The sequence below is a fragment of the Stenotrophomonas sp. PFBMAA-4 genome (assembly GCF_030053215.1).
Lineage (GTDB): Bacteria > Pseudomonadota > Gammaproteobacteria > Xanthomonadales > Xanthomonadaceae > Stenotrophomonas.
This window is the reverse complement of sequence record NZ_JASGBW010000031.1, coordinates 15,946-40,641: the sequence shown is the minus strand read 5'-3', so window position 1 is coordinate 40,641 and position 24,696 is coordinate 15,946. Positions and strand designations below refer to the sequence as shown.

The window sequence follows — 24,696 nt, the reverse complement described above, 5'->3', positions numbered from 1 at the left end:
CGAAATGCGCTGGGGGTGGCCATCCGTGGCCGGGCACCGGTCGCAGAACCGGCGCCATCCATCAGGGCATCAGAGCTTCCAGCGCAGCGTCACGCTGACGTTGCGCGGTTCGCCCCAGTACACGCCGTTGTAGAAACCGACGTTGTTGTAGTACTTCTTGTCCAGCAGGTTGTTGACGTTCAACTGCGCGCTGAAGTTTTCGTTGAAGCGGTAGCCGCCGGCCAGGTTCAGCAGGTAGAACGCGTCCTGGGTGATGTCGGCCCTGCTGCCATCGGCCTTGGTGCTGGTGCGCCAGATGCGGCTCTGCCAGGTGGCACCGCCACCCAGCCAGAAGCGGCCATCGATGCCGCCGGGGCGCCAGCTGGCGTTGAGGCGGAAGGTGTCCTGCGGGGTAGGGGTGTTCTGCAGCACACCGGCCTGGCTGCGGCTGACGGCATGGGCAAAGCCGGTCGACAGGTTCCAGCTTTCACCCAGGCTGCCCTGTGCTTCCACTTCCCAGCCGTGCACCTTGTTGCCCTTGCCGGTGGAGCGGTAGGCCTGGGTGCCATCCGGAAGCGAGTTCGGCGGCACCGAATCATCGACCTCGGCCACGTTGTCCTTCTCGCCTTCGAAGATCGCCGCCGAGGCGTTCAGCAGGCCGCCGAAGAACTCGGCCTTCAGGCCGCCTTCGTACATCTTGCCGACCACCGGCTCCAGGTAGCTGCCGTTCCTGTCGCGATAGTTCTGCGGCGCAAAGATGTCGGTGTAGCTGGCATACGCGCTGAGCACGCGGTTGAAGTCGTACACCACGCCGGCGTACGGCGTGGTCTGGTCCTTGGGCTTGTAGCCGGTGCGCGTGGTGCCCGTGCGGTTGCCGCTGCTGTCGTAGCTGTAGCGCCAGGTCTTGGTTTCCCAGTTGCCGTAGCGCACGCCGGCCACGACCAGCAGCGGATCGGCCAGGCGCAGGCGGGTGGCCACGTAGGCCGCCTGCTGGCGCAGCTCATCCTGCGAACCGAGGTAGCCCGGGCGGGTCACCGACAGCGGCGCGACATCGCCGGTCCAGTGGCGCCAGTCGGGAACCTGGGCGTAACTGGCGGGGTACGGATCGATGGAGGCCGCGGGATACTCGCCCTTGCGCAGCGATTGGCCCGCGCCGAACACCACTTCCTGGGTGTGGCCGAACAGGTCGAAGCTGCCGGTGGCGTTGACGTCCACCACATCCATCGTGCTGTCTTCCACGAAGTTGCCGATGTAGGCGAGCACGCCGGTGCCATCGGCACGCGGGTAGCCCTGCGCGCCATACCAGACCGCGCCATCGGTGTTGCGCTTGGCGCGGCTGATCGCGGCCTTCACCGACCAGTGGCTGCCCAGCTGCTGTTCCAGCCGCGCGAAGGTGGTCTTTTCCACGATCGGCCAGCTGCTCCAGGACGCAGACAGGTTGGTCGAGCGCGGCAGGTTGGCCGGCGTCCCATCCGGGCCCCAGTACGGCACCACGCCCCAGGTCACGCCGGTGGTGTGCGGCGACTGATACTCATAGCCCACTTCGAACAGCGTGCTGTCGGTCAGGTCGGCCTGGACGATGCCGTAGAACACATCCTTGTCGAGCTTGTAGACATCGCGGAACGAATCGCTCTGCTGCTTGGCGGCGACCACGCGCGCGCGGATGCGGCCGTCCCAGGCGATCGGGCCGCCCAGGTCGGCTTCCAGGCGCTGGTTGCCCCAGCGGCCCAGGGTCAGGTTGGCGCCCATCTGGAAGGTGTCGGTCGGGCGCTTGCGCACCATGCTGATGGTGCCCGACGGATCGCCGGCACCCGTGGTCAGGCCGGTGGCACCGCGGATCACTTCGATGCGCTCGTAGATCACGTTGTCGGTGTTGGTCTTGATCGACCCACCGAAGGTGTTGAGCATGCCGTCGATCTGGAAATTGGTGATGTTGTAGCCGCGCGACACATAGTTGATGCGCTCGCTGTCGGTGACTGCCACATGCACGCCGGTCACCTGGCCCATCACATCGGACAGCGAGAACAGGCCCATGTCATCCAGGCGCTGGCGGGTGATGACGGTGACCGACTGCGGCGTCTCGCGCAGCGACAGGTCCAGCTTGGTCGCGCTGCGGGTGTTCTTCACCGTGTAGCCGTTCTGGATCTCGCCGTCGGCGGTCACCTTCACCGTGTCCAGCGTGCGTGCATCGGCAGCGGACGGTGCATCGGCGTGGGCCAGCGGGGCACACAACAGCGTGGCCAGGGCCAGCGCCAAGGGTGAAACGACGGGAATGTTCGGTCGGGCCATACAGTGCGATTCCATGCAGGAGAAAAACATCAGCGATGGAATCCATGCGTGCGGGCGCCTGCGCGGAATCGCGCGACCCGAGGCATCTCCCATCGCCACGCGCTGACGGCCTGGACCGTCGGCGCACGAGGAGCCGGGGATGTACACGGGCGGAAGCGCGGTGGGGGCGCCAGGTGGCTGAGCGTACAACCGATCAGTAAATGATAGGCATTCGCATTTCGTTAATCAAGCACGGCCTGGCCGGGGCAGGTGCCCCAGCCTTCAGCGCGATGCGCAGGCGCGGGTGACTTCGTCGTTGAGTTGCCGTTGCGGCGTGCGCGTGCCGAACCACTCGGCCATTTCCCGGCGCGTGCGGGCCTTGTCGCAGGCCTCGGCGTTGCTGGCGGCCTCGATCACGGCACCAGTGCCCTGCGGCGCACTGCGGCCGGCATTGGCCTGCAGCTGGCGACGCGCATCGCGCAGCTCGCGGTCCACCCGTTCCGATTCCTGCCAGCTCAGCTTGGGATCACGCACGATCGGCCGCGTCACGCCCGTGTCCTGCCCACTCGGGCACGGCACGGTCTGGTAGACGGTACGGCCACCGTCGTTGCACTTGTACACACGCTGCGCGCACGCATCAGCGGCCGCCGCCAGCAGTGGCAGCAACACCCATATCCTTCGCATGGATCCCCCCCACGGGCCACCCTGGCCCGCATGGCGCGGGAGCATAAGGAGTGTGACCCCGGTCGCGCAACAACGGGATCCGGCCCCGTGCCGACCAACGGTCGGCACCCACCAGCGGCGGCGGGATCCGTCACCGTCAAAGGCATGCATCGCGTCTGGGGCAGAGCCCCCTGAGTCAGGGGGCAGCCGCGAAGCGGCGGGGGTTTGGGAGCTGGTAAGTGGGGCCCGCGGTTCGCGTAGCGAATCGTGGGAGCGGCAGCGCGCATGCGATGGCGCGTACCCAGGGCGCAGCCCTGCCAAGCAATCATCAGAACCTGAACACCACCGTCGCCGCATGCAGCAGCAGCCCGATCAACCCACCCACCAGCGTGCCGTTGAACCGGATGAACTGCAGGTCACGCCCCACGCTCAGCTCCAGCTGCTCCACCAGGTGCCGCTCGTCCCAGCCCTTCACCGTCTGCGCGATATGCGTGGTCACGCCCTCCCGCAGGCGTTCGGTCAGCCGTTGCGCGCCCTCCAGCAGATGCTGGTTGAGGGCATCGCGCAGCGCCGGATCGGCCTGCAGCGTCGCACCCAGCGACGCCAGGCTGCGCTGCAGGTGGCCGACCAGCGCCGAATCCTCGCGCTGCAGGTCAGCGCGCAGGCTGGCATGGATGCGCGCCCACAGCCCCTGCACGTACTCCTGCAGGGCCGGGTGGTCGATCATTTCCTGCTTCAGCTGCTCGATGCGTTCGGCCAGCGCCGGGTCTTCGCGCAGGCGCTGCACGTAGTTGCCCAGCCAGGTCTCGTAATCCTGCCGCAACGGATGCTGCGGTTCGGCCAGCACCTGCTGCAGTTCCTCCAGCACCGCCCGCGCCAGCCGCGCGGCCAGGCTGTCACCGATTTCGTCGATCGGCTTCACCCAGTTCACCGTGCTCGACAGCGTCGGCCACTCGCGCTGGATGTAGCGCACGATCAACTGCGAGGCACGCTCCTTCACTTCCGGCTGCTCGAGCCAGCGGCCAAGCCGCTGCAGGCCCTCGTCCAGCACGCGCTGGTGGCGGCCATCGGCGGTCAGCAGCGCCAGCAGTTCGCCGGCGGTGGACGCAGCGTTCCACTGCCGCAACTGCTGCACCACGAAACTGTGCAGCTGCCGGCGCACGGCGCCTTCGTCGAAGAAATCCAATGCCTGCAGCGCCCAGCCGCGGGCCATGTCAGCCAGCATGCGCGAACGCGCCGGATCGGCCAGCCAGCTGCCGAGGCGGCTGGCGGGGTCGAACACCTGCAGCTTGGCCAGCAGCACGCCGGGCTCAAGGAACTGGTCACGCACGAACACGGCCAGGCTGTCGCCGATGCGTTCCTTGCTGCGCGGGATGATCGCGGTATGTGGAATGGGCAGGCCCATTGGCCGCCGGAACAGCGCGACCACCGCGAACCAGTCGGCCAGCGCGCCGACCGCAGCGGCCTCGCAGAAGGCCGACACCCAGGCCCAGGCGCCGCGTTCGCCTTGCCAGTGGCTGACCGCAAACCCGGCCAGCATCAACACCAGCAGGCCGAGGGCGATGGCTTTCAGGCGGCGCAGCTGCGCGCGGCGCGGATCGATGGCAGACGTCATGGGGAGAGTCTACCTGCCGCACGGTGACGCTGATCTGTAGAGCCGAGCCCACGCTCGGCTGCTTCTGCTGCGGTGCACGACAGCCGAGCGCGGGCTCGGCTCTACAGCGGCGCGAATTCCTATCGGTAGCGCCGGGCCATGCCAGGCGGTGTGGTTACAGCGCCTCGAGCTGCCTGCGCAGCGCGGCCAGCTGCGCGCGCAGGGTGTCGTTCTCGCGGGTCAGGGCCACCACGCGGCGACGCAGCGCCGGGGCGTCCTCGCCCAGCTGCTCCAGTGCGGACAGCACTTCGGCATCGCGGCTGGCGACCTCGTCCTCGCTCGGCTCCTCGAAGTCCATCTCGGCCGCTTCAGGCTTCGGCGCGCGAGGCTTGCGCTTGGCGTCGCGCACGCGCTTGGCGGCCTGCTTCAGTTCGTCCTTGCCACCGGCGGCAGCCGCACGCTGCTCTTCTTCCGGCAGGTCGGCCACGGCGGCGGCGGCGCTGATCGAGATCACGCCGGCCTTCACCGCTTCCACGACCTCGGCTGCGGCCTGGGCGTGGATACGCTCGATCATGCCCACCTGGCTGGTGCTCAGCTTGGCCTCACGGGCCAGCTCGGCGCGGCTGACCTTCGGTGCCGGTTCCCACGGCGGGCTGTCTTCGCCCGCGTCGTCGGCCGGATCGGCGGTACCGTCGCTCTCACGCTGCAGCTGCGCCTGTTCCACCTGCTTGCGCGCAGACAGGATGTCGCGCTTGCGCAGGGCCAGCACGCCGCGCTGGAAGTCGGACACGCTGCGGCGGCCCAGGTGCTGCTCGATCATCCACAGGTGCACGTCTTCCATGCTCTGGAAGCGGGTGTTCTGCACGGTGTTGAACGGCAGGCCGTGCTTCTGGCAGATGCCGAAGCGGTTGTGGCCGTCCACCAGCACATCACCCCACAGCACCAGCGCGTCGCGGCAGCCCTCGGCCAGGATGCTGCGCTCCAGCGCGTCATGTTCGTCCGCGGTCAGCGGGTCGATGTAGGCCTTCAGTTCTTCTTTGACGACGATGTCCATGGGCACGGCAACAGTCAGGAGCGGAACCGACCATTGTACCCGCTCGCCGGCGCCGGCCCGGCCTCAGGCGGTGGCCCGGATCATCTCGCCCAGGGTGCCGGTGATCTGGTCGATCTGTGCCTTGTCCACGATCAGCGGCGGCGACAGGGCAATGATGTCACCGGTGCAGCGCACCAGCAGCCGCCCGTCGTGGAAGCAGCGCCGGTACACCTCGTAGCCACGGGCACCGGCGGCATCCCTGCGCGGCGCCAGCTCGACCGCCCCCACCAGGCCGAAGTTGCGGATGTCCAACACGTTCGGCAGGCCCTGCAGGGCATGCAGGCGCTCCTGCCAGTACTCGCCCAGCTCGATGGCACGCTCGAACAGGCGCTCCTCGGCGTGGATGTCCAGGGTGGCCAGTGCGGCCGCGCAGGCCAGCGGGTGGCCCGAATAGGTATAGCCATGGAACAGTTCGATGGCCTGCGCCGGGCCCTGCATGAAGCTGGCATGCACCGCATCGCCAACCAGCACGCCGCCCAGCGGCACGGCACCGTTGCTGACGCCCTTGGCGAAGGTCAGCAGGTCCGGGGTGACCCCGAAGCGCTGCGCGGCGAAGGGCATGCCGACCCGGCCGAAGCCGGTGATGACCTCGTCGAACACCAGCAGGATGCCGTGCTGGTCGCAGATCTCGCGCAGCCGCTGCAGATAGCCGGGGGCGGGCAGGATCACCCCGGCCGAGCCGGCCACCGGCTCGACGAACACGGCGGCGATTGTGGACGCATCGTGCAGGGCGATCAGCCGCTCGAGGTCGTCGGCCAGATCGGCGCCGTGGCGCGGCAGGCCCTTGCTGAACGCGTTGCGCTCCAGGTCCAGGGTGTGGCGCAGGAAGTCCACGCCGCCCAGCTGCAGGCCGAACTGCCTGCGGTTGTTGGGCAACCCGCCCAGCGCCATGCCGCCGAAGCCCACCCCGTGGTAGGCCTTCTCGCGGCTGATGAAGCGGGTGCGCTGGCCCTCGCCACGCAGGCGATGGTGGGCCAGCACGATCTTCATCGCGGTATCCACCGCCTCCGAGCCGGAGCTGGTGAAGAACACATGGTTGAGCCCGGCCGGTGCCAGCGCAGCCAGCCGCTGGGCCAGGGCGAAGGCCGGTGGCGAACCCATCTGGAAGGCCGGCGAGTAATCGAGCGTGGCCGCCTGTTCGGCGATGGCCTGGACGATGCGCGGCCGCGCGTGGCCGGCGTTGCAGCACCACAGGCCGGCGGCGCCGTCGAGGATGCTGCGCCCGTCGATGTCCTCGTAGTGCATGCCCTCGGCACGCACCAGCATGCGCGGGGCGCCCTTGTACTGGCGGTTGGCGGTGAACGGCATCCAGTACGCGTCCAGTGAATCGGGACGCTGGGTGGCCAGCGCATGCGGGTCGATCGCGGGGTTCTTCATGCCGCCTCCGTCGGTTCCGATGCAGCGACTGTAGCGCAGCCGCGTCATCGCGGTGACAGTGCCGCAGGAGGACGGTCGCATCACGGCCGCGGCGGTATATACGGGGCAATCGCTGCCTGGAGCCGGACATGGCTGACTTCCCCGACCGCACCCACTGGCAGGCGCTGGCTGGCCAGCTGGCCATTCCCACGCAGGCCTTCATCGATGGCCGCTACGTGGACGCGGCCAGCGGCGCCCGCTTCGATTGCATCAGTCCCATCGATGGCCGCGTGCTCGGCCAGGTGGCCGACTGCGATGCGCAGGACGTGGAGCGCGCGGTGGCAGGGGCGCGTCGTGCCTTCGATGCCGGGCACTGGTCGCAGGCCAGCCCGGCGCAGCGCAAGCGCGTGCTGCTGGCACTGGCCGCGCTGGTGGAACACCATGCCGATGAACTGGCCCTGCTGGAAACCCTGGACATGGGCAAGCCGGTGCGCGATGCGCGGCGCGTCGACCTGCCCGGCGTGGTGCGTTGCCTGCGCTGGACCGCCGAGGCAGTGGACAAGCTGTATGGCGATATCGCGCCGACCGGCCCGCACGAACTGGGCCTGGTCAGTCGCGAGCCGGCCGGCGTGGTGGCGGCCATCGTGCCGTGGAATTTCCCGCTGCTGATGGCCTGCTGGAAAATCGCGCCGGCGCTGGCGATGGGCAATTCGGTGGTGCTCAAGCCATCGGAGCGCTCACCGCTGAGCGCGCTGCGGCTGGCGGCACTGGCCGCCGAAGCCGGGTTGCCCGACGGCGTGCTCAACGTGCTGCCCGGGCAGGGCGTGTTCGTGGGCGAGCCGCTGGCGCTGCACATGGACGTGGACGTGCTGGCCTTCACCGGCTCGACCGCCACCGGCGCGAAGCTGCTGCAGTACGCCGGCCGTTCCAACCTGAAGCGGGTGTGGCTGGAGTGCGGCGGCAAGAGCCCGCACCTGGTGTTTGCCGATGCGCCGGACCTGGATGCGGCGGCCAAGGGCGTGGCGCAGGGCATCTTCTTCAACCAGGGCGAGGTCTGCACGGCCGGTTCGCGGCTGCTGGTGGAGCGTTCGATCCGTGACGATTTCGTACACCAGGTGGTGGCCTATGGCCGGCGCATGCAACCGCGCCATCCGCTGGATGCCGATGCGCCGATGGGGGCGCTGGTCGATGCCGCGCACATGGACAAGGTGCTGGCCGATATTGCCCGCGCCGAAGGCGACGGTGCACGCCTGCTGCTGGGCGGGCAGCGCGCCGAGGTGGAAGCCGGCGGCTGTTATGTGCAGCCCACCGTGTTCGACCAGGTGCGGCCGGAGCAGGCGCTGGCCCGCGAAGAAGTGTTCGGACCCGTGCTGGCGGTGCTTGGGTTTGACAGTGAAGCCGAGGCGGTGCGGCTGGCCAACGACAGCCGATACGGGCTGGCGGCCGGCCTGTGGACGCGCGACCTGGGCCGCGCGCACCGCGTATCGCGGCAGCTGCGCGCGGGCAGCGTGTGGGTGAACGGCTGGGATGGCGGTGACATGACTGCGCCGTTTGATGGCTACAAGCAGTCGGGCAATGGCCGCGACAAATCGCTGCACGCGTTCGACAAGTACAGCGAGATCAAGGCGACCTGGATCCAGTTGTAGCGTCGCGCCGCCGGGCATGGCCCGGCGCTACCGGCTTCCTGTAGAGCCGAAGGCAGCGGCAGGAGCCGCTGCCAACGTCGCCCATGGCGACGGCCCGAAGGGTGCCGGTCAGGACGACCGGCATAGCCATGCTCGGCTGCGCTTCGGTCTTCTGTAGAGCCGAGCCATGCTCGGCTGCTGTTCGATCTTCTGTAGAGCCGAGCCATACTCGGCTGCTGTTCGATCTTCTGTAGAGCCGAGCCATGCTCGGCTGCGCTGCTCGAAAGGCAGTCGAGCAAGCTCGACTCTACGGGCACCGCGCGCTCACCACCAGCACCGCATCACGCAGCGCCTGCCGGTCCATCTCCTCCACCGCACCCTGGAAATAGTCAATGTCCTGCTTCCCCAGCTGGCACGGGTCGACGATATACCCCGGCGGCCACAGGCCCAGCAGCTGTGCCACGCCGTGCACGATCTGTTCGGGCGACATCGTCCTGCGGATGCGGAAGTAGTTCCGTCGCGGCGCAAAGGCCGGGTGCACTTCGCGGCGGCCGGTCAGGCGTGGCGCCACGCCCGCCGCCGTGATGCCATCGCCGCCATCGATGCTGCCAGCCGGCAGGCCCAGCATGAGATGTGCCTGTGTCGGCGTGCTGTCGCTTTCCACATCTGCCGGCGGCAGCGGTACAGGCGCGAGCCGCCGCGCGGGGCGGGCAGGCGTCGGTGCCGCCGATACCTCGGCGGGCACGTCGCGGGGCGGGATTGGTTGCGGCAATGCCGGCAGCCAACGCAGGCTGATCCGTTCATCATCGCCGGGCACCGTGCCGGGATGGCTACCCTGCCACAGCCACGCGCCCAGCAGGGCATGCAGCAGCACCACGAACAGGCAGGCCACCGTTCGCGGCAGCTGCGGTGAGTCGGACCAGCGCAACGCAACCACAGGGGCCATCGGCAAGCATCCATGCAGGGACCGGTGGCGCAGCGTAACCACTGCACGGAAAAATTCCGTTGGCATCGGTGTCGCCTGTAACCATCGTCCCGTCCGGCCGCCCGCGCGTGGCAGAATCGGTCGATCCACCTTCCACGCCTTGCCGATGTCCTCGATCACCGCTGCCGCGCCGCCCGTGAATTCCCCCAGCCGTGTCCTGCTGGCCAGCCTCATCGGCACCACCATCGAGTTCTTCGATTTCTACATCTACGCCACCGCGGCGGTGCTGGTGTTCCCGCACCTGTTCTTCCCGGAAAGCAGCGACAAGGCGGCCCTGCTGCAATCGTTGGCGACGTTCGCGGTGGCCTTCATCGCGCGCCCGGTGGGCTCGGCGGTATTCGGCCACTTCGGTGACCGCATCGGCCGCAAGGCCACGCTGGTGGCGGCGCTGCTGACCATGGGGCTGTCCACCGTGGCCATCGGCCTGCTGCCCACGCACGCGCAGATCGGGCTGTGGGCGCCGGCATTGCTGGCACTGTGCCGCTTCGGCCAGGGGCTCGGCCTGGGCGGGGAATGGGGTGGGGCGGTGCTGCTGGCCACCGAGAACGCGCCGCCGGGCAAGCGCGCCTGGTACGGCATGTTCCCGCAGCTGGGCGCGCCGTTGGGGTTCCTGCTGTCGGCCGGCATCTTCCTGCTGCTGGGCCGCTGCCTGGGCCAGCAGGATTTCCTGCAGTGGGGCTGGCGCATTCCGTTCGTGGCCAGCGCGCTGCTGGTCGGCCTGGGCCTGTGGGTGCGCCTGAACATCCACGAGACCCCCGATTTCCAGCAGGCGCTGGAGCGCAAGGCACCGGTGCGGTTGCCGATGTGGACGGTGCTGCGTGACCACTGGCTGCCCATGCTGCTGGGCACGCTGGGTGCGTTCGCCACCTTCGTGCTGTTCTACCTGATGACGGTGTTCAGCCTGGGCCACGGTACGGCAGTGCTGGGCTACAGCCGCGAGCAGTTCCTGCTGATGCAGATGGGCGCGATGCTGTTCTTCGCGGCGGGCATCCCGCTGTCGGCGCGCTACGGCGACCGCTGGGGCACGCGCCGCACGATGGTGTTCGCCAGCCTGCTGATCCTCGGCTTCGGCGTGCTGTTCGCGCCGCTGTTCCAGGCGCACAGCCCGTGGCTGGTGTTCACTTTCCTGTGCCTGGGCCTGTTCCTGATGGGCCTGACCTACGGCCCGTGCGGCACCTTCCTGGCCGAGATCTACCCGGTGGAAGTGCGCTACACCGGCGCCTCACTGTCGTTCAATCTGGCCGGCATCCTGGGTGCGGCCCCGGCGCCTTACCTGGCCACGTGGCTGGCCGAACGCTTCGGCCTGGTCGCGGTTGGCTACTACCTGTGCCTGACCGCGGTGGCCACGTTGTGCGCGCTGCTGGCACTGCAGCGGCGCGCCCAGCTCAACCAAAGACACGCTTGAGCGTGCGGCCCAGCCAGCCGCCGCTCTGGTGCTCGCGTGCGAACTGGTTCAGGTGCGCCTTGACCTGCTCGGCGTAGGCCTGGTCATCGCCGCGGATATGGTTGAACAGCCAGCGCGAGAGCATCGTGCGCAGCTCGTCGGTGATGTCCTCGCCCGCCTTGAAGCGCAGCCGGTACTCGGCCACGCGCTTGATGAAGATCTCATGCACGCGCTTGTGCGCGGCACAGAACGGGTAGCCCGCTTCCTCCATCAACTCTTCCTCGAACGCGAAGTGGGACATGGTGTAGTCCACCACTTCGTCGATCACCTCGGCCACCACTGCCGTCTGCAGCCCGGCCTGCGCCACGTGCAGATGGTTGAGCATCTCCACGATGCGCCGATGTTGCTGATCGATCACATCGATGCCGATGTTCAGATCGTCCTGCCATACCAGTAGTGCCATCCCCGGCTCCCCTTCATTTTCATGTCGGGGCCGACTGTAGGGCGGCCGCGCTCAGGCGGCGTTGATCTGGATCAAAGCGCGCCGGCCATCGCCGCTTCGCGTGGGCGCAGCGGGCTGGCCACGGTGGTGCAGCTGACCCGGTTGCGGCCGGCGGCCTTGGCCAGGTAGAGCTGGCGGTCGGCTTCGGAGATGAGCCGGTGCAGCGCATCGCGCTGCGGGCGCAGGCAGCACAGGCCGATGCTGACGGTCATGCGCAGGGTGGCGGTGCCGATGTCCACTTCCAGCGCGGCGATGCGCTGGCGCAGTTCCTCGAAGTAGACGATGGCTTCATCCTGCTCCATCTCCGGCACCAGCAGGCAGAACTCTTCGCCGCCGAAGCGTGCGATCAGGTCCTGGCTGCGTGCGTGGTCGCCCACTGCACGTGCCACTGCGCGCAGCGCATCGTCGCCGGCCTCATGGCCATGGGTGTCGTTGATGTGCTTGAAGTGGTCGATATCGATCATCGCCACCGCCACGCACTGGCCATGCAGCTGCAGCTGCGGCAGCTGGCGCTGGCTCTGTTCCAGGAAGCAGCGGCGGTTGGGCAGGCCGGTGAGGAAATCGCGGGTGGCCAGGTCCTGCAGGGTGCCGATCAGCTCCAGCTGGTCGACGTTCTGCGACACGCGGCAGAAGAACTCCTCGCGCGAAAAAGGTTTCCGCAGGAAATCGTTGGCGCCGTTCTTCAGGAAGCGCGGGATCAGCGAGGCGTCAGTGTTGCCGGATATGCCGATCACCGCCACCTTGTCGCGCGAACGCAGGGTACGCAGGCGGCGGGTGAATTCCACGCCCTGCATGCCCGGCATTTCCTGGTCGACCACCGCCAGGCGGATCGCCGGGTGTGCCTCGATGGCCGCAAGGCCTTCGGCGCCATCGGCGGCCTCGAACACTTCATGGCCGTACATGCGCAGCAGTGCGGCGGCGTAGCCGCGGGCCGACGGTGAATCATCCACCACCAGCGCGGCGATGCGACGGTTGCGTTCGAGCCGCTGCACCAGCCACACCAGGTAGTCGACGCTGCCGGGCGTGTTCTTCAGCACGTAATCGATGATCTGCTGCTGCAGCACGCGCTTGCGCAGGTCTTCGTCATACACGCTGCTGACCACCACGGTGGGCAGGTCGCGCTTGAGGAAGAACTCGACGACCGCATCGCGGTCACCGTCGGCCAGCACCAGCCCGGTCAGGACCAGGAACCAGCCGCCTTCGTCGCTCAGCAGTCGGCCCGCTTCGGCCAGGGTGGAGGCCACCACCACCGGCAGTTCCAGGCGCTGTTCAATGGCTTCGCGCAGCATTCCAGTGAACGCGCGTGAGTTCTCCACCAGCAGGATCCGCTGCGGAAGGGGGTCGGCCAGGTCGCCATCGACAACGACCTGCGGGAGGACGGGCATGGTGCGGAGGCTCACGTGAGGGAGGGGCGCTCGGGATGGGTAGCGGCGGTTGCGGAAGAAACTTTAGCCCGAGGATGTGATCTGCCGGCAGCAGGGGCTGACTTATAGTATCGAGCGGGTGTCTGTCGCATGCACGAATGCGGGCCCTCCTGCGGCACCCTGGAGGGAATCAATTTACATTTTCCGGACAGCGATCCTGCTGTCCCAGATGAGGAGGTGGATGTGCGAATCTCATACGTTCGGGCGCTTGTTCTGGCGCTGCTGGCAGTCCTTCCCGTGGTAGCGTCCGCTCAGTCGGATGACCATGGCATCCGGTTGGCAAAGCGCGGTCTTGGCCAGGCCAATCCCGTTGCGGTCAACCTGAGCCAGGACACCAACTGGTTGCTCTATGGCTTCCAGCGCGACGGCATCAGCTATTTCCAGGTGAATGATCTGGCGGGCCGCGTGGAGTTGATCATCGGCAATGCCGGGGATGAATTCTGGGTTCTTCCCGCCGGTGAAAGCCTGGCGCGGGTGTCCCTGCCGGGCCGCGAGCTGCCCTTGCCGGGCGGTGCGGTGCGAACGGTGGTGTACCGCGGCAGCGATTTCACGCTCGTCCGCTACGGCGCCGGTGTGGACGCGCTGTGGTCGGTGGAAACGCCGTAAGCCACGGGCCAGCAGGCTGCTTCGGCACCTGCTGGCTTCCGGCCTGCGACTACGCGCGGGTCTGGCTCCATGCGGACGGCGATGCAGACTGCAGCCCGGCAGGTCCGTGGCCGGGCACGGATGATCGTTCGCTGCTTGGCTCGACCAGCAGCATCCTGATGCGGTTGTGACGCGTTCGGACCGTTCCGCCGAATGCCAGCATGCGTCCGGCCAGCCGGTCTGCAGCCAATTCGCCCGTGTCGGAGGAAAGGGCGCGGTGCGGGTCCAGCAGCGCGACGGTCATGACGATGCCGCGCTGCCCACGGCCACGGACACAGCGCGTACGGACGACGATCTGGCCCGTCTCGTGCTTGAGCATCAGTGAAACGGCGTCGATGAGCGTGCGGTAGGCCAGGAGTTGCAGGTCGAGGCTCAGGTTGCAGGGATCACCACTCAAGCGCGGGTCAACCACCCGATGCGTTCCGTTCCATGCAGCCCGCACGCCACCGGCCTGCAGGGCGACATACAGGCCGAGCTGCTCGAGTGCCGTCGGGTAGACCATGCTTGCCTGTTCGCGGAACAGGCGCGAGTGCACCGTGGCGGTGTGCAGCAGGCTGTTGGCAATGGACTGGTGGCCTTGCGACGTCAGCCAGTTCACGACTTCCGTCAGTGAAAGATCGATGCCATCGCCGAGCCTGCGCAGGCTGATCGCACGTTCGCGCAGTTCCATTTCACTGGCGACGTGGGAGCTGCGGGCAAGCGAGATCGCCTTTTTCTCGCTGGACTCACGCTGGCGATAGCGGCGGTGGTACTGGGAAATGCGTGCGCCCAGCAGCAGCAACGCAATGCCGGTAATGGCCATGACCTGCTGGGTGGCAAGGACCGTCGCGTCAAACGTGGCAGGGTAGGGCTTGGGCATGCTCAGGCCGATCATCAGATTGAGCAGTGGCACGCCGACGGCTGCACCTTTCCAGCCGTGCAGGCCGGTCAGGACGACGGCCGGCAGGGCAAGCAGCAGTTGTATGGATGTGCGGGCCGCTGCCGACTCATCCGGCATCCAGGCGGCCATGATTCCCAGCACGATCATCGATACAACCGCCAGGGTCGTGGTGCCAAGGTACTCACGCTTCAACGTCGGCTCGGCGTGCCTTGCCGCCCAGACCAGCGCCAGCGGTGCGACGGTGAGGATGCCCAGGAAATCACCGGTCGTGAAGCGTCCGGCGCGGGTGAGAAACGCTGTCAGTGTGTCGCTGGGAGCTGATGGCCACAGCGCATGGGAGAGCCCGAGGTTGGTCAGTGTGACCACGACCGACGCGGCGGCGGCGATGACCAGCAGCCCGGCGTTGGTCGATCGCGACATCAGCTGTTTCGATCGATGGACGATCAGCATCACCGCGGGCATCAGCAGCGTAGAGGCCAGGATGACCCAGGCAATGCCGTATTTCTCGATCAGCGGATAACGGATCTGGGCGAAGTAGGCGTATTCGCCCAGCAGCAGATAAGGCCACAGTCGCGGTGGACACAGGAGCAGGGCGGCAACCCGGATGCCGGCGGGCAGGTAGAACTGGTCAAACGACAGCTGCCGTGCGCCCCAGCACGCAATCGCGTACAGCGCAGCCAGGGCAAGACCTGCCGGATGGATGCGCAACTTCAACTGCAGGCCTTCATTCCACCAGTTCAATCGTACTTCCCCTTCCTGTCTACGTACCCTGTCAGCTTCCATTCGCCGCGGGCCCCGGTTGGACCGACGGTATCGGCAGGCGTCCGAATATGCAATCGCCGCACGCCTGAATTCCACAAGTGAGAAAGTCATCACACCAATGGTGTGATTTACCTAAGTCACCCTGCAGCGGGAACGCGGCAGCCCTTTGATAATGAGGTCGTTCTGATTGGTGCGTGTGCCGGGATAATCCGGCGCCGGCCGTGCTACCACAGTGCGTCGCGCAGCTTGTACCAGGACATCGCCGCCACCAGCAGCGGCATGCGCAGCAGCCGGCCGCCCGGGAACGGCGCGTGCTGCAGGCGCTGGAACACATCCAGGCGTGCGCTCTGGCTGTCGATGGCGGCAGCGATCACTTCGCCCGCCAGGCCGGCGGCGGCCACGCCGTGCCCGGAGAAACCCTGGGCAAAATAAAGATTGCCGTCCAGCCGGCCCCAGTGCGGCGCACGGTTGCGGGTGATGTCCACATAGCCGCCCCAGACCTGCTCGAGGGCCACGTCGGCCAGCTGCGGGAAGACCTCGTGCATGCGCCGCTGCATCACCCCGCGCAGCCCCGGCGGCGGCAACGCCGAATAGCTGGCACGGCCACCGAACAGCAGGCGGTGGTCATGGCTGAGGCGGAAGTAATCCAGGGCCCAGGCGGTGTCGGCCACCGCCATGTCGTTGCGGATCAGCTGCCGCGCGCGCTCGGCGCCCAGCGGCACGCTGGCGCCGATGTAGGTGCCGACCGGCATGACGCGGCACTCCAGTTCCGGCAGCAGCCCCTGCAGCAAGGCGTTGCCAGCCACCACCAGGTGCGCGGCACGTACGCTGCCCTGCGCGGTATGCAGGGTGGCCTGCGCGCCGCGCTGCACGCGGGTGACCGGTGAGTGTTCGTGGATGGCCACGCCGGCCGCGCGGGCGGCATCGGCCAGGCCGCGGGCGTAGGCCAGTGGATGCAGGTGCGCGCTGAGCGGGTCGAACATCGCGGCGCGGTAACGCGGGCTGTCCAGCTGGGCGTGCAGGACGTCGCGCTCCCACCATTGCATGGGGTAATCGTAGTGGCGCTGCAGGTGTTCGCAGCCGGCGCGCAGGTCGCGTTCGTGGCGCGCGCGGATCGCCACGCTGGCATGGCCTTCCACCCAGTGGCAGTCGATGCCGTGCCGCGCGATGCGCTGGCGCATCGACTGCACCGCCTCGCGCGACCAGTCGAACAGGTGGCGGGCGTCGTCGCGGCCGAGCTGGCGTTCCAGCTCATCCACCTCGCAGCCGTAGCCCACCAGCGCCTGGCCGCCGTTGCGTCCCGACGCTCCCCAGCCGATGCGCTGGGCTTCCAGCAGCATCACGCGGTAGCCGCGCTGGGCCAGCTCCAGTGCGGCGGTCAGGCCGGTGTAACCGGCGCCGAGCACGGCCACGTCGGCCTGCACGTCTCCCCGCAACGGCGGCAGCGCGGCCGGCTCGGGCAGGCTGCTGGCGTACCAGCTGGGCGGGAAATCCGCGCTCACGGCAGGCCTCGCGGGCGCGCGATGCAGGGACAGGGCGGGGGAGGGCGATCACTGTTCACCCGTATAGTCTGGCCGATACGCGCGCGCTGGGGTGTGACGGCGACGACTTGCCGCCTGCGCGCGCCGACGGGTATTTTGGCTCCCCGCCAAGGAGTTTCCCCATGCGCCGCCTGCCCTGGGTGGGCCTGCCCACCGACAGCACCGTGCTCGGCCATCACCGTTTCGCGGTGGCTGGGGAAAAGTACGTGCGCGCGCTGGTCGATGCGGCGGCGGTCACTCCGCTGGTGCTGCCCAGCCTGCAGCCACCGCTGCCGGCCGACGACTGGCTGCAGGGGCTGGATGGCCTGCTGTTGACCGGGGCGGTCAGCAATATCGAACCGCAGCACTATGAGGGCGGCCGCAGCTGGCCGGGCAACCTGCACGACCCCGCGCGCGATGGCAACGCCTTTGCCCTGCTGCAGGCCGCGCTGGCGCGGGATCTGCCGGTGCTGGCGATCTGTCGCGGTTTCCAGGAATTGAACGTGGCACTGGGCGGCAGCCTGCATCCGCAGGTACATGCAGTACCCGGCCTGTCCGACCATCGCGAGGACCCGCAGGCGCCGGTCGAGGTGCAGTATGGCCCGGCGCACGCCGTCAGCCTGGCCCGGGGTGGCTGGCTCGCACAGTGGCAGGGCAGCGAGCGGGCACAGGTCAATTCCGTGCATGGGCAGGGCATCGCGCGGCTGGCCGATGGCCTGCAGGTGGAGGCGTGGGCCGATGATGGCCTCGTTGAAGCTGCACGCAGCAGCGACCATTGCTTCGTGCTCGGCGTACAGTGGCACCCGGAGTGGCGTGTCATGCAGGCGCCGTTCTATCACGCTATTTTCCGTGCTTTCGGCCAAGCTTGCCGGCAGTACCAACAGAACCGACTGGATTCCCGATGAGTTCCCGACCTCGCCCGCGCAAGACGGCCACGCCCCCCGCACCGCAGGAAAGCAGCCTGCTGCGCTGGCTGAAGGAGCGGCGCATTACCGAGGTCGAATGCCTGGTGCCGGACATCACCGGCAACGCGCGCGGCAAGATCATCCCCGCCGACAAGTTCTCGCACGACTACGGCACGCGCCTGCCCGAAGGCATCTTCGCCACTACGGTCACCGGTGAATTCCCCGACGATTACTACGACCTGACCTCGCCGTCGGACTCGGACATGATGCTGCGGCCCGACCCGGACACGGTGCGCATGGTGCCGTGGGCGGCTGATGCCACCGCGCAGGTCATCCATGACTGCTACACCAAGACCGGCGAGCCGCATGAGCTGGCCCCGCGCAACGTCCTGCGCCGGGTGCTGGCCGCGTACGCCGAACTGGGCCTGCGCCCGGTGGTGGCGCCGGAGCTGGAATTCTTCCTGGTACAGAAGAACACCGACCCGGATTTCCCGCTGCTGCCGCCGGCCGGTCGTTCCGGGCGCCCGGAGACGGCGCGGCAGTCGTATTCGATCGATGCGGTCAACGAGTTCGATCCCATCCTCGACCTGATGTACGACTACGCCGATGCGATGAAGCTTGACGTGGACACGCTGATCCACGAGTCGGGCGCGGCGCAGCTGGAAGTGAACTTCACCCACGCCGATGCGATGGACCTGGCCGACCAGGTGTTCCTGTTCAAGCGCACCATGCGCGAGGCGGCGATGCGCCACGGCGTGTACGCCACCTTCCTGGCCAAGCCGATGGAGAACGAGCCGGGCAGCGCCATGCACATCCACCAGAGCCTGGTGCGGTTGAGCGACGGCAGCAACGTGTTCACCGGCGAGACCCATGGTGAGGGCGAGTTCAGCCCGGTGTTCGGCCATTACCTGGGCGGCCTGCAGAAGTACGTGCCGCAGGCGATGGCCTTCTTCGCGCCGAACGTCAATTCCTACCGGCGCCTGGTGTTCGGCGAGGTCTCGCCGAGCAACGTGCACTGGGGCTACGACAACCGCACCTGTGGCCTGCGCGTGCCGCTGGACACGCCGGAGAACATGCGGGTGGAAAGCCGCTTCGCCGGCTCCGATGCCAACCCCTACCTGGCGATGGCCGCGACCCTGGCCTGCGGCCTGCTTGGCATCCGCGAGCGGCTGGCCCCGGACGCCCCGGTGACCGGCAGCGCCAAGGAGCTGGGCTACAACCTGCCGCGCTCGCTGGGCGAGGCGCTGGACGGGCTGGAACAGTGCGCCGAACTGCAGGCCCTGCTGGGCGAACGTTTCTGCCGGGCCTATATCTCGGTCAAGCGCAAGGAATACGAGACTTTCTTCCGCGTCATCAGCTCCTGGGAGCGCGAGTTCCTGCTGTTGAACGTGTGAAGGGCTGCAATTGATGAATGAGCCGCCGGGGGGTAGGCTGGCACCCGTCGCCGGCCCCGCCGGCCTCCCCCCATTCCGCATTCTGGAGCACCCGATGAAGCTGCGTATCCTCACGCTCGGCCTGGCCTCCGCCATGCTTGCCGCCTGTGGCGGTGGCAACGGTGGCGCGCAGGACAGCCAGGTCCTGAACGTCTACAACTACAGCGATTACATTGCCGAGGACACCATCCCGACCTTCGAGAAGGAGAGCGGGATCAAGGTGACCTACGACGTGTTCGACAGCGACGAGATGGTCGAGACCAAGCTGCTGGCCGGCAACAGCGGCTACGACGTGGTGGTGCCGACGCTGAACTTCTTCGGCCGCCAGATCCAGGCCGGCGTGTTCCTGCCGCTGGACAAGAGCAAGATCCCGAACCTGGCCAACCTGGACCCGTCGGTGATGAAGCGCATCGCCACCCAGGACCCGGACAACAAGTACGGCGTGCCGTACATGATCGGCACCACCGGCATCGGCTACAACGTGGACATGCTGAAGGAGCGTTTCGGCGGCAGCGCCGACATCGCCAACAGCTGGGACCTGATCTTCAAGCCGGAAAACATCAGCAAGATGAAGGACTGTGGCGTGACCATCCTGGACACGCCGGCGGACATGATCCCGATCGCCCTGCATTACCTGGGCCTGGACCCGCACAGCGGCGACCCGGCCGAGCTGCAGAAGGCCGCCGACCTGCTGAAGTCGATCCGTCCGTACGTGCAGAACTTCCACTCCTCGCAGTACGTGGGTTCGCTGGCCAACGGCGGCACCTGCCTGGTGGTGGGCTGGTCGGGTGACATCATCCAGGCCCGCGACCGCGCCGAGGAAGCCAGCAACGGCGTGCACGTGGCCTACTCGATCCCGAAGGAAGGCGCACCGCAGTGGTTCGACATGCTGGCGATCCCGAAGGACGCCAAGCACCCGGAAGCGGCCTACAAGTTCATCAACTACCTGCTGGAACCGAAGGTCGCCGCGGCCAACACCAATTTCATCCACTACGCCAACCCGGTGCCGACCGCGACCCCGCTGGTGGACGAAGCCATCCGAACCGACCCGACCATCTACCCGCCGGCCGACGTCGCCGAGAAGATGTTCACCTACTCGATCAACACCCCGGAAACCGACAAGCTCTACACCCGCCTGTGGACCGAAGTGAAGACCGGCAAGTAGGTGCCGACCGTTGGTCGGCACGCTTTCTGGTAGGGCCGACCAACGGTCGGCCTCCACCAAGCAGAAAAACGGAGGCCAACGGCCTCCGTTTTTTTTTGCCTTTGCCTCTGCTCTGCACCCTGCCAACCGGGAACTAATCACCGGCACGCGACAAACGCTTTCACCTCACCTCCGCACCCCTTCCCCTACCGTCCCGTATGGCACCGACCACCGCCACGACGAGACAATGACCGACCACCCCCAGCGCACCGACGCCCCCACCGACGAAGACGCCTCCACCAAAGAGGACAAGTCTTCGCCGCTGAAGAACCCCAAGGTCCGCTGGACCCTGGCCCTCATCGGCATCGTCGTGGTCATCGCGCTGGTCGCCTGGCTCGTCTACCACCTGCTGGTCGGCCGATACCTGCAGGACACCAACAACGCCTACCTGCAGGCCGACGCCGTCGCCGTCGCCCCGCGCATCAACGGCTACGTCACCGAAGTGCTGGTGCAGGACAACCAGTGGGTCAAGGCCGGCGAACCGCTGCTGCGCATCGACCCGCGCACTTACCGCGCCACCCTGGACCAGGCCGAGGCGGTGATCGCCGTGCGCGAAGCCGATATCGCCGCCGCTGCCGCCGGCGTGCAGGGCCAGCAGTCCAGCCTGCTGCAGGCACGCACCCAGCTCACCGCTGCCACGGCCTCGCTGCGTTTCGGCAAGGCCGAGCTGGCCCGCTTCACCCCGCTGGCCGCCAGTGGCGCCGACACCCACGAACACGTGGAAAGCCTGCGCCACGACGTCGAACGCGCGCAGGCCCAGTACGAAGCAGCCAAGGCACAGATCCAGGGCGCGCAGAGCCAGATCGAGGCCAGCCAGGCACAGCTGGAACAGGCCCAGGCCGGGCTCAAGCAGGCGCAGGCTGATGCCGCGCAGGCACGGGTCGCCTTCGAGGACACCGAGCTGCGCGCGCACATCGACGGGCGCGTCGGCAACAAGACCGTGCAGGTGGGCCAGTTCGTCGCTGCCGGCACCCGCACTATGACCATCGTGCCGGTCGAATCGCTGTACCTCAGCGCGAATTTCAAGGAAACCCAGGTGGGATTGATGCGCGCCGGACAGCCCGCCGAGATCAAGGTCGATGCGCTGCCGGGCACCACCCTGCACGGCACGGTGGAAAGCATCTCGCCGGGCACCGGCTCGCAGTTCGCGCTGCTGCCGCCGCAGAACGCCACCGGCAACTTCACCAAGGTCGTGCAGCGCGTGCCGGTGCGCATCCGTGTCGATGCCGGAGCCGAGGCGCGCAAGGTACTGGTGCCGGGCATGTCGGTGGAAGTGACGGTCGATACGCGCAATGCCAAGGACGCACGCCAGCGCACCCGCGACGAGGCCGAGGCCACGGCCGCACCGGCGCGATGAACGCCACCACCGCCCCCGCAGCGCCCGCCGCCGGAGGCAAGGCCGATGCCGGTGCGTGGCTGGCCGTGGCGGCCGGCACCATCGGCTCGTTCATGGCCACGCTGGATATCTCCATCGTCAACGCGGCGTTGCCCACCATCCAGGGCGAAGTCGGCGCCAGCGGCACCGAGGGCACCTGGATCTCCACCGCCTTCCTGGTCTCGGAAATCGTGATGATTCCGCTGACCGGCTGGTTCGTGCGCACGCTGGGCCTGCGCACCTTCCTGCTGATCTGCGCCACGCTGTTCACCGCGTTTTCGGTGATGTGCGGCCTGGCCGATTCGCTGCCGATGATGATCGCTGGCCGGGTAGGGCAGGGCTTTGCCGGTGGTGCGCTGATCCCCACGGCGCTGACCATCGTCGGCACGCGGCTGCCACCGAAGCAGCAGCCGCTGGGCACCGCGCTGTTCGGCATGACCGTCATCCTCGGCCCGGTGATCGGCCCGCTGCTGGGCGGCTGGCTGACCGAGAACGTCAGCTGGCACTACGCGTTTTTCATCAACGTGCCGATCTGCGCCGGCCTGGTCGCCCTGCTGCTGCTCGGCCTGCCGCATGAGAAATCGAACTGGGGCGGGCTGCTGCGCGCCGACTGGCTGGGCATCCTCGGCATGACCGCCGGGCTGTCCGCGCTCACCGTGGTGCTGGAAGACGGCCAGCGCGAGCGCTGGTTCGAATCGACCATGATCGTGGTGCTCAGCCTCGTCTCGCTGCTGGGTTTCGCCCTGCTGGCGCTTTCGCAGTTCACCAGCAAGGCGCCGGTCATCCGCCTCAACATCCTGTTCCAGCGCAGTTTCGGCGCGGTGTTCGTGATGGTGATGGCGGTGGGCATGATCCTGTTCGGGGTCATGTACATGATCCCGCAGTTCCTGGCGATCATCGCCGGCTACAACACCGAGCAGGCCGGCTACGTGCTGCTGCTGGCAGGCCTGCCAACGATCCTGCTGATGCCGTTGATGCCGAAGATGCTGGAAACGGTGGACGTGCGCATCATGGTGTTCGGCGGCATGCTGTGCTTCGCTGCGGCCTGCTTCGTCAATCTGGGGCTGACGCCGGACAGCATCGGCCCGCACTTCGTCATCGGCCAGCTGCTGCAGGGCTGCGGCCTGGCGCTGGCGATGATGGCCCTGAACCAGGCCGCCATCACCTCGGTGCCGCGCGAATACACCAGCGATGCCTCGGGCCTGTTCAACGCCGCGCGCAACCTCGGCGGCTCGATCGGGCTGGCCATCATCTCCACCTTCCAGGAACGCCGCGCCACCCTGCACATCGATGCGATCGGCAGCAGCGTCACCGCCAACTCGACCGTCGCCCAGGATGCGCTGCACGCCTATGGCCAGCAGCTGGGTGACGCGACGCAGGCAATGGCGGTGCTGGCGCAGACCGTGCAGCTGCAGGCAATGGTGATGGCCTACAACGACCTGTTCTGGATCTTCGGCCTGATCGTGGTGGCGACCCTGCCGCTGGTCTTCCTGCTCAAGCCCCTGCCCAAGGGCGTTCCATTGGCGATGCACTGATGACTTCGACGACGCTCACCGCTTCCCTTCGCCCGCACCGGCTGTGGCCGGCCACGCTGCCACTGCTGTTGGCCGGCTGCATGCTCGGGCCGGATTACGTGAAGCCGGAGGTGGCCACCGGGGCCACCTCGCAGGCCCGGCTGCCGCGCGCGGCGCAGGCCGGCGTGCAGCCCGCGACCCCACCCAGCCAGTGGTGGCGCGCGCTCAACGATCCGCTGCTGGACCAGCTGGTGGACGAGGCGCTGCGAAACAGTCCCAACCTGCGCGCGGCGCAGGCCAAGCTGCTGGCCTCGCGCGCGCTGCAACGCCAGCGCCGCGCCGAGCAGCTGCCCAGCGTGGGCGCGGCTGCGGGCTATGCCAACGTCAAGGCGCCTGATTCCCTGGAAAGCAGCGTGCGTGGCCTCGGCGAGAACATCGCGGGCGTGGCCGAGGCCAACGGTCGCCCGCAGGAGGCGGCGCAGCTGCGCCAGCAGTTTGCCGATATCGATCTGGATACCGAGCTGTACGTGGCCGGCTTCGATGCCAGCTGGGAGCTGGATCTGTTCGGCCGCCGTCGCCGCGCGGCCGAACAGGCCGCCGCCGAAGCCGAGGCCAATGCGGCGGCGCTGGCCGATGCGCAGGTGCAGTTGGCGGCCGAGCTGGCGCAGGTCTACCTGGGCTACCGCAGCAGCCGCGAGCGCATCGCGCTGGCAGAGGACAACCTGCGCGCGGCCGATGACAGCCTGCAGCTGACCCGCCAGCGCCGCCAGCGCGGGGCCGATTCGGACCTGCAGGTCGAGCGCGCGCAGGCCCAGCTGCAACAGCAGCAGGCCGCGCTGCCACCGCTGCAGGCGCAGGCGGATGAGGCCCGCGATGTGCTGGCCCTGATGGTCGGCCGCGAGCCGGGCGCGCTGGATGCGCGGCTGGCCGCGGACCAGGCGCTGCCGGTGCTGCCGGCCAGCGTGCCGGTGGATGATGCCGGTGCGCTGATCCAGCGCCGCCCGGATGTACGCAAGGCCGAGCGCGAGCTGGCAGCCTCGTCGGCGCAGATCGGCCAGGCGATTTCAGCCTACTTCCCGCAGGTGACCCTGCTGGGCACCATCGGTGCCGGGGCCACATCGGTGTCCGATCTGGGGCCGGATTCGGCGGCCACCATCGTCGCCCCCTTCCTGCGCTGGTCGCTGTTCGATTTCGGGGTGAACAAGGCGCGCGTGGCCCAGGCCCGGGCCGGCAACGAGGCGAGGATGGCGGCCTACGAAGGCACGGTGCTGGCCGCGCTGCAGGACGCCAACACCGCCTTGGCACGCTTCGGTGCCGCCCGTCAGCAGCTGCAGGCCAGCGTCCGTGCCGAAGCCTCGGCGGACCGCTCGCTGGCGCTGATGAACCAGCGCCGGCAGGCGGGCGCCACCTCGCAGATCGACCTGCTGGACGTGCAGCGCCAGCGCCTGCAGGCGCAGGATGCCGCCGCCCAGGCGCGCCTGCAGCTGCTGGTGCGCTACGTGGGCCTGCAGAAGAGCCTGGGCCTGGGCTGGCAGGACGCCCCGCCGGTGGCCGCGCGGTGATGCGTTCCGCCGGGCCATGCCCC

At 68.0% G+C, this 24,696-nt stretch carries 19 protein-coding genes; 9 read left to right on the top strand and 10 right to left on the bottom strand.

Annotated elements, in window-relative coordinates; genetic code table 11:
* Positions 1-69: 69 nt before the first annotated feature.
* From QMZ26_RS17125 to QMZ26_RS17105, 5 genes are all read right to left on the bottom strand, one after another.
* Entirely contained in the window at positions 70-2,268 is a 2,199-nt protein-coding gene (locus QMZ26_RS17125; protein ID WP_283222152.1) for a TonB-dependent siderophore receptor, read from the bottom strand.
* 261 nt (positions 2,269-2,529) lie between these two features.
* Positions 2,530-2,913, bottom strand: a complete 384-nt coding sequence (locus tag QMZ26_RS17120; protein ID WP_159095319.1) for a DUF4124 domain-containing protein — start codon at positions 2,911-2,913, stop codon at positions 2,530-2,532.
* Between the two features lie 325 nt (positions 2,914-3,238).
* Positions 3,239-4,525: a DUF445 family protein gene (locus QMZ26_RS17115; protein ID WP_108746321.1), complete on the bottom strand. Its 1,287-nt coding sequence runs from the start codon at positions 4,523-4,525 to the stop codon at positions 3,239-3,241.
* Positions 4,526-4,679: 154 nt separating this feature from the next.
* A complete protein-coding gene (locus QMZ26_RS17110) occupies positions 4,680-5,558 on the bottom strand; it encodes a plasmid replication/partition related protein (RefSeq protein ID WP_283222151.1) in 879 nt (292 codons plus the stop codon).
* Between the two features lie 63 nt (positions 5,559-5,621).
* Positions 5,622-6,974: an aspartate aminotransferase family protein gene (locus tag QMZ26_RS17105; protein ID WP_283222150.1), complete on the bottom strand. Its 1,353-nt coding sequence runs from the start codon at positions 6,972-6,974 to the stop codon at positions 5,622-5,624.
* A gap of 128 nt (positions 6,975-7,102) precedes the next feature.
* Here QMZ26_RS17105 and QMZ26_RS17100 point away from each other — a divergent pair, with 128 nt between their 5' ends.
* Positions 7,103-8,599: an aldehyde dehydrogenase gene (locus QMZ26_RS17100; protein ID WP_283222149.1), complete on the top strand. Its 1,497-nt coding sequence runs from the start codon at positions 7,103-7,105 to the stop codon at positions 8,597-8,599.
* Between the two features lie 286 nt (positions 8,600-8,885).
* Here the strand turns inward: QMZ26_RS17100 and QMZ26_RS17095 are convergent, their stop codons facing one another.
* Positions 8,886-9,737: a hypothetical protein gene (locus tag QMZ26_RS17095; protein ID WP_345782688.1), complete on the bottom strand. Its 852-nt coding sequence runs from the start codon at positions 9,735-9,737 to the stop codon at positions 8,886-8,888.
* On the opposite strand from QMZ26_RS17095, the gene QMZ26_RS17090 reads away from it, so the two are divergent.
* Positions 9,670-10,968: an MFS transporter gene (locus QMZ26_RS17090; RefSeq protein WP_079221316.1), complete on the top strand. Its 1,299-nt coding sequence runs from the start codon at positions 9,670-9,672 to the stop codon at positions 10,966-10,968. The two genes, QMZ26_RS17095 and QMZ26_RS17090, sit on opposite strands and share 68 nt — an antisense overlap.
* On the opposite strand, the gene QMZ26_RS17085 is transcribed toward QMZ26_RS17090, so the two are convergent.
* Together QMZ26_RS17085 and QMZ26_RS17080 are read right to left on the bottom strand one after the other, a co-directional pair.
* A complete protein-coding gene (locus QMZ26_RS17085) occupies positions 10,949-11,410 on the bottom strand; it encodes a bacteriohemerythrin (protein ID WP_079221317.1) in 462 nt (153 codons plus the stop codon). The two genes, QMZ26_RS17090 and QMZ26_RS17085, sit on opposite strands and share 20 nt — an antisense overlap.
* Before the next feature lie 71 nt (positions 11,411-11,481).
* Positions 11,482-12,834, bottom strand: coding sequence for a diguanylate cyclase (locus QMZ26_RS17080; RefSeq protein WP_108746323.1), 1,353 nt, complete (start codon positions 12,832-12,834; stop codon positions 11,482-11,484).
* Between the two features lie 129 nt (positions 12,835-12,963).
* Between QMZ26_RS17080 and QMZ26_RS17075 the strand changes: the two genes are divergently transcribed.
* On the top strand, positions 12,964-13,479 hold the full coding sequence (locus tag QMZ26_RS17075) for a hypothetical protein (RefSeq protein ID WP_234458257.1): 516 nt from the start codon (positions 12,964-12,966) through the stop codon (positions 13,477-13,479).
* 49 nt (positions 13,480-13,528) lie between these two features.
* Here QMZ26_RS17075 and QMZ26_RS17070 read toward each other — a convergent pair whose 3' ends face one another.
* Positions 13,529-15,139, bottom strand: coding sequence for an MASE1 domain-containing protein (locus QMZ26_RS17070; RefSeq protein WP_325166973.1), 1,611 nt, complete (start codon positions 15,137-15,139; stop codon positions 13,529-13,531).
* 245 nt (positions 15,140-15,384) lie between these two features.
* Positions 15,385-16,662, bottom strand: coding sequence for an FAD-binding oxidoreductase (locus tag QMZ26_RS17065; RefSeq protein ID WP_283222148.1), 1,278 nt, complete (start codon positions 16,660-16,662; stop codon positions 15,385-15,387).
* A gap of 161 nt (positions 16,663-16,823) precedes the next feature.
* Between QMZ26_RS17065 and QMZ26_RS17060 the strand changes: the two genes are divergently transcribed.
* The 6 genes from QMZ26_RS17060 to QMZ26_RS17035 all read left to right on the top strand — a co-directional run bounded on the left by QMZ26_RS17060 (position 16,824) and on the right by QMZ26_RS17035 (position 24,673).
* The gene (locus QMZ26_RS17060) at positions 16,824-17,585 is read left to right on the top strand and encodes a gamma-glutamyl-gamma-aminobutyrate hydrolase family protein (protein ID WP_200731992.1); all 762 of its coding nucleotides are present in this window, start codon (positions 16,824-16,826) and stop codon (positions 17,583-17,585) included.
* Positions 17,582-18,979 carry a glutamine synthetase family protein gene (locus QMZ26_RS17055; RefSeq protein WP_283222147.1) on the top strand — a complete coding sequence of 466 codons (1,398 nt, stop codon included), beginning with the start codon at positions 17,582-17,584 and terminating at the stop codon, positions 18,977-18,979. Before QMZ26_RS17060 ends, QMZ26_RS17055 begins: the two co-directional genes overlap by 4 nt.
* Before the next feature lie 94 nt (positions 18,980-19,073).
* Positions 19,074-20,183: a polyamine ABC transporter substrate-binding protein gene (locus QMZ26_RS17050; protein WP_108759639.1), complete on the top strand. Its 1,110-nt coding sequence runs from the start codon at positions 19,074-19,076 to the stop codon at positions 20,181-20,183.
* A 226-nt stretch (positions 20,184-20,409) separates the two neighbouring features.
* Positions 20,410-21,579: an HlyD family secretion protein gene (locus tag QMZ26_RS17045; protein WP_283222146.1), complete on the top strand. Its 1,170-nt coding sequence runs from the start codon at positions 20,410-20,412 to the stop codon at positions 21,577-21,579.
* A complete protein-coding gene (locus tag QMZ26_RS17040; RefSeq protein ID WP_108759637.1) occupies positions 21,576-23,132 on the top strand; it encodes a DHA2 family efflux MFS transporter permease subunit in 1,557 nt (518 codons plus the stop codon). The genes QMZ26_RS17045 and QMZ26_RS17040 overlap by 4 nt, the downstream gene beginning before the upstream one ends.
* Positions 23,132-24,673, top strand: coding sequence for an efflux transporter outer membrane subunit (locus tag QMZ26_RS17035; protein ID WP_283222145.1), 1,542 nt, complete (start codon positions 23,132-23,134; stop codon positions 24,671-24,673). The genes QMZ26_RS17040 and QMZ26_RS17035 overlap by 1 nt, the downstream gene beginning before the upstream one ends.
* Positions 24,674-24,696 lie beyond the last annotated feature (23 nt).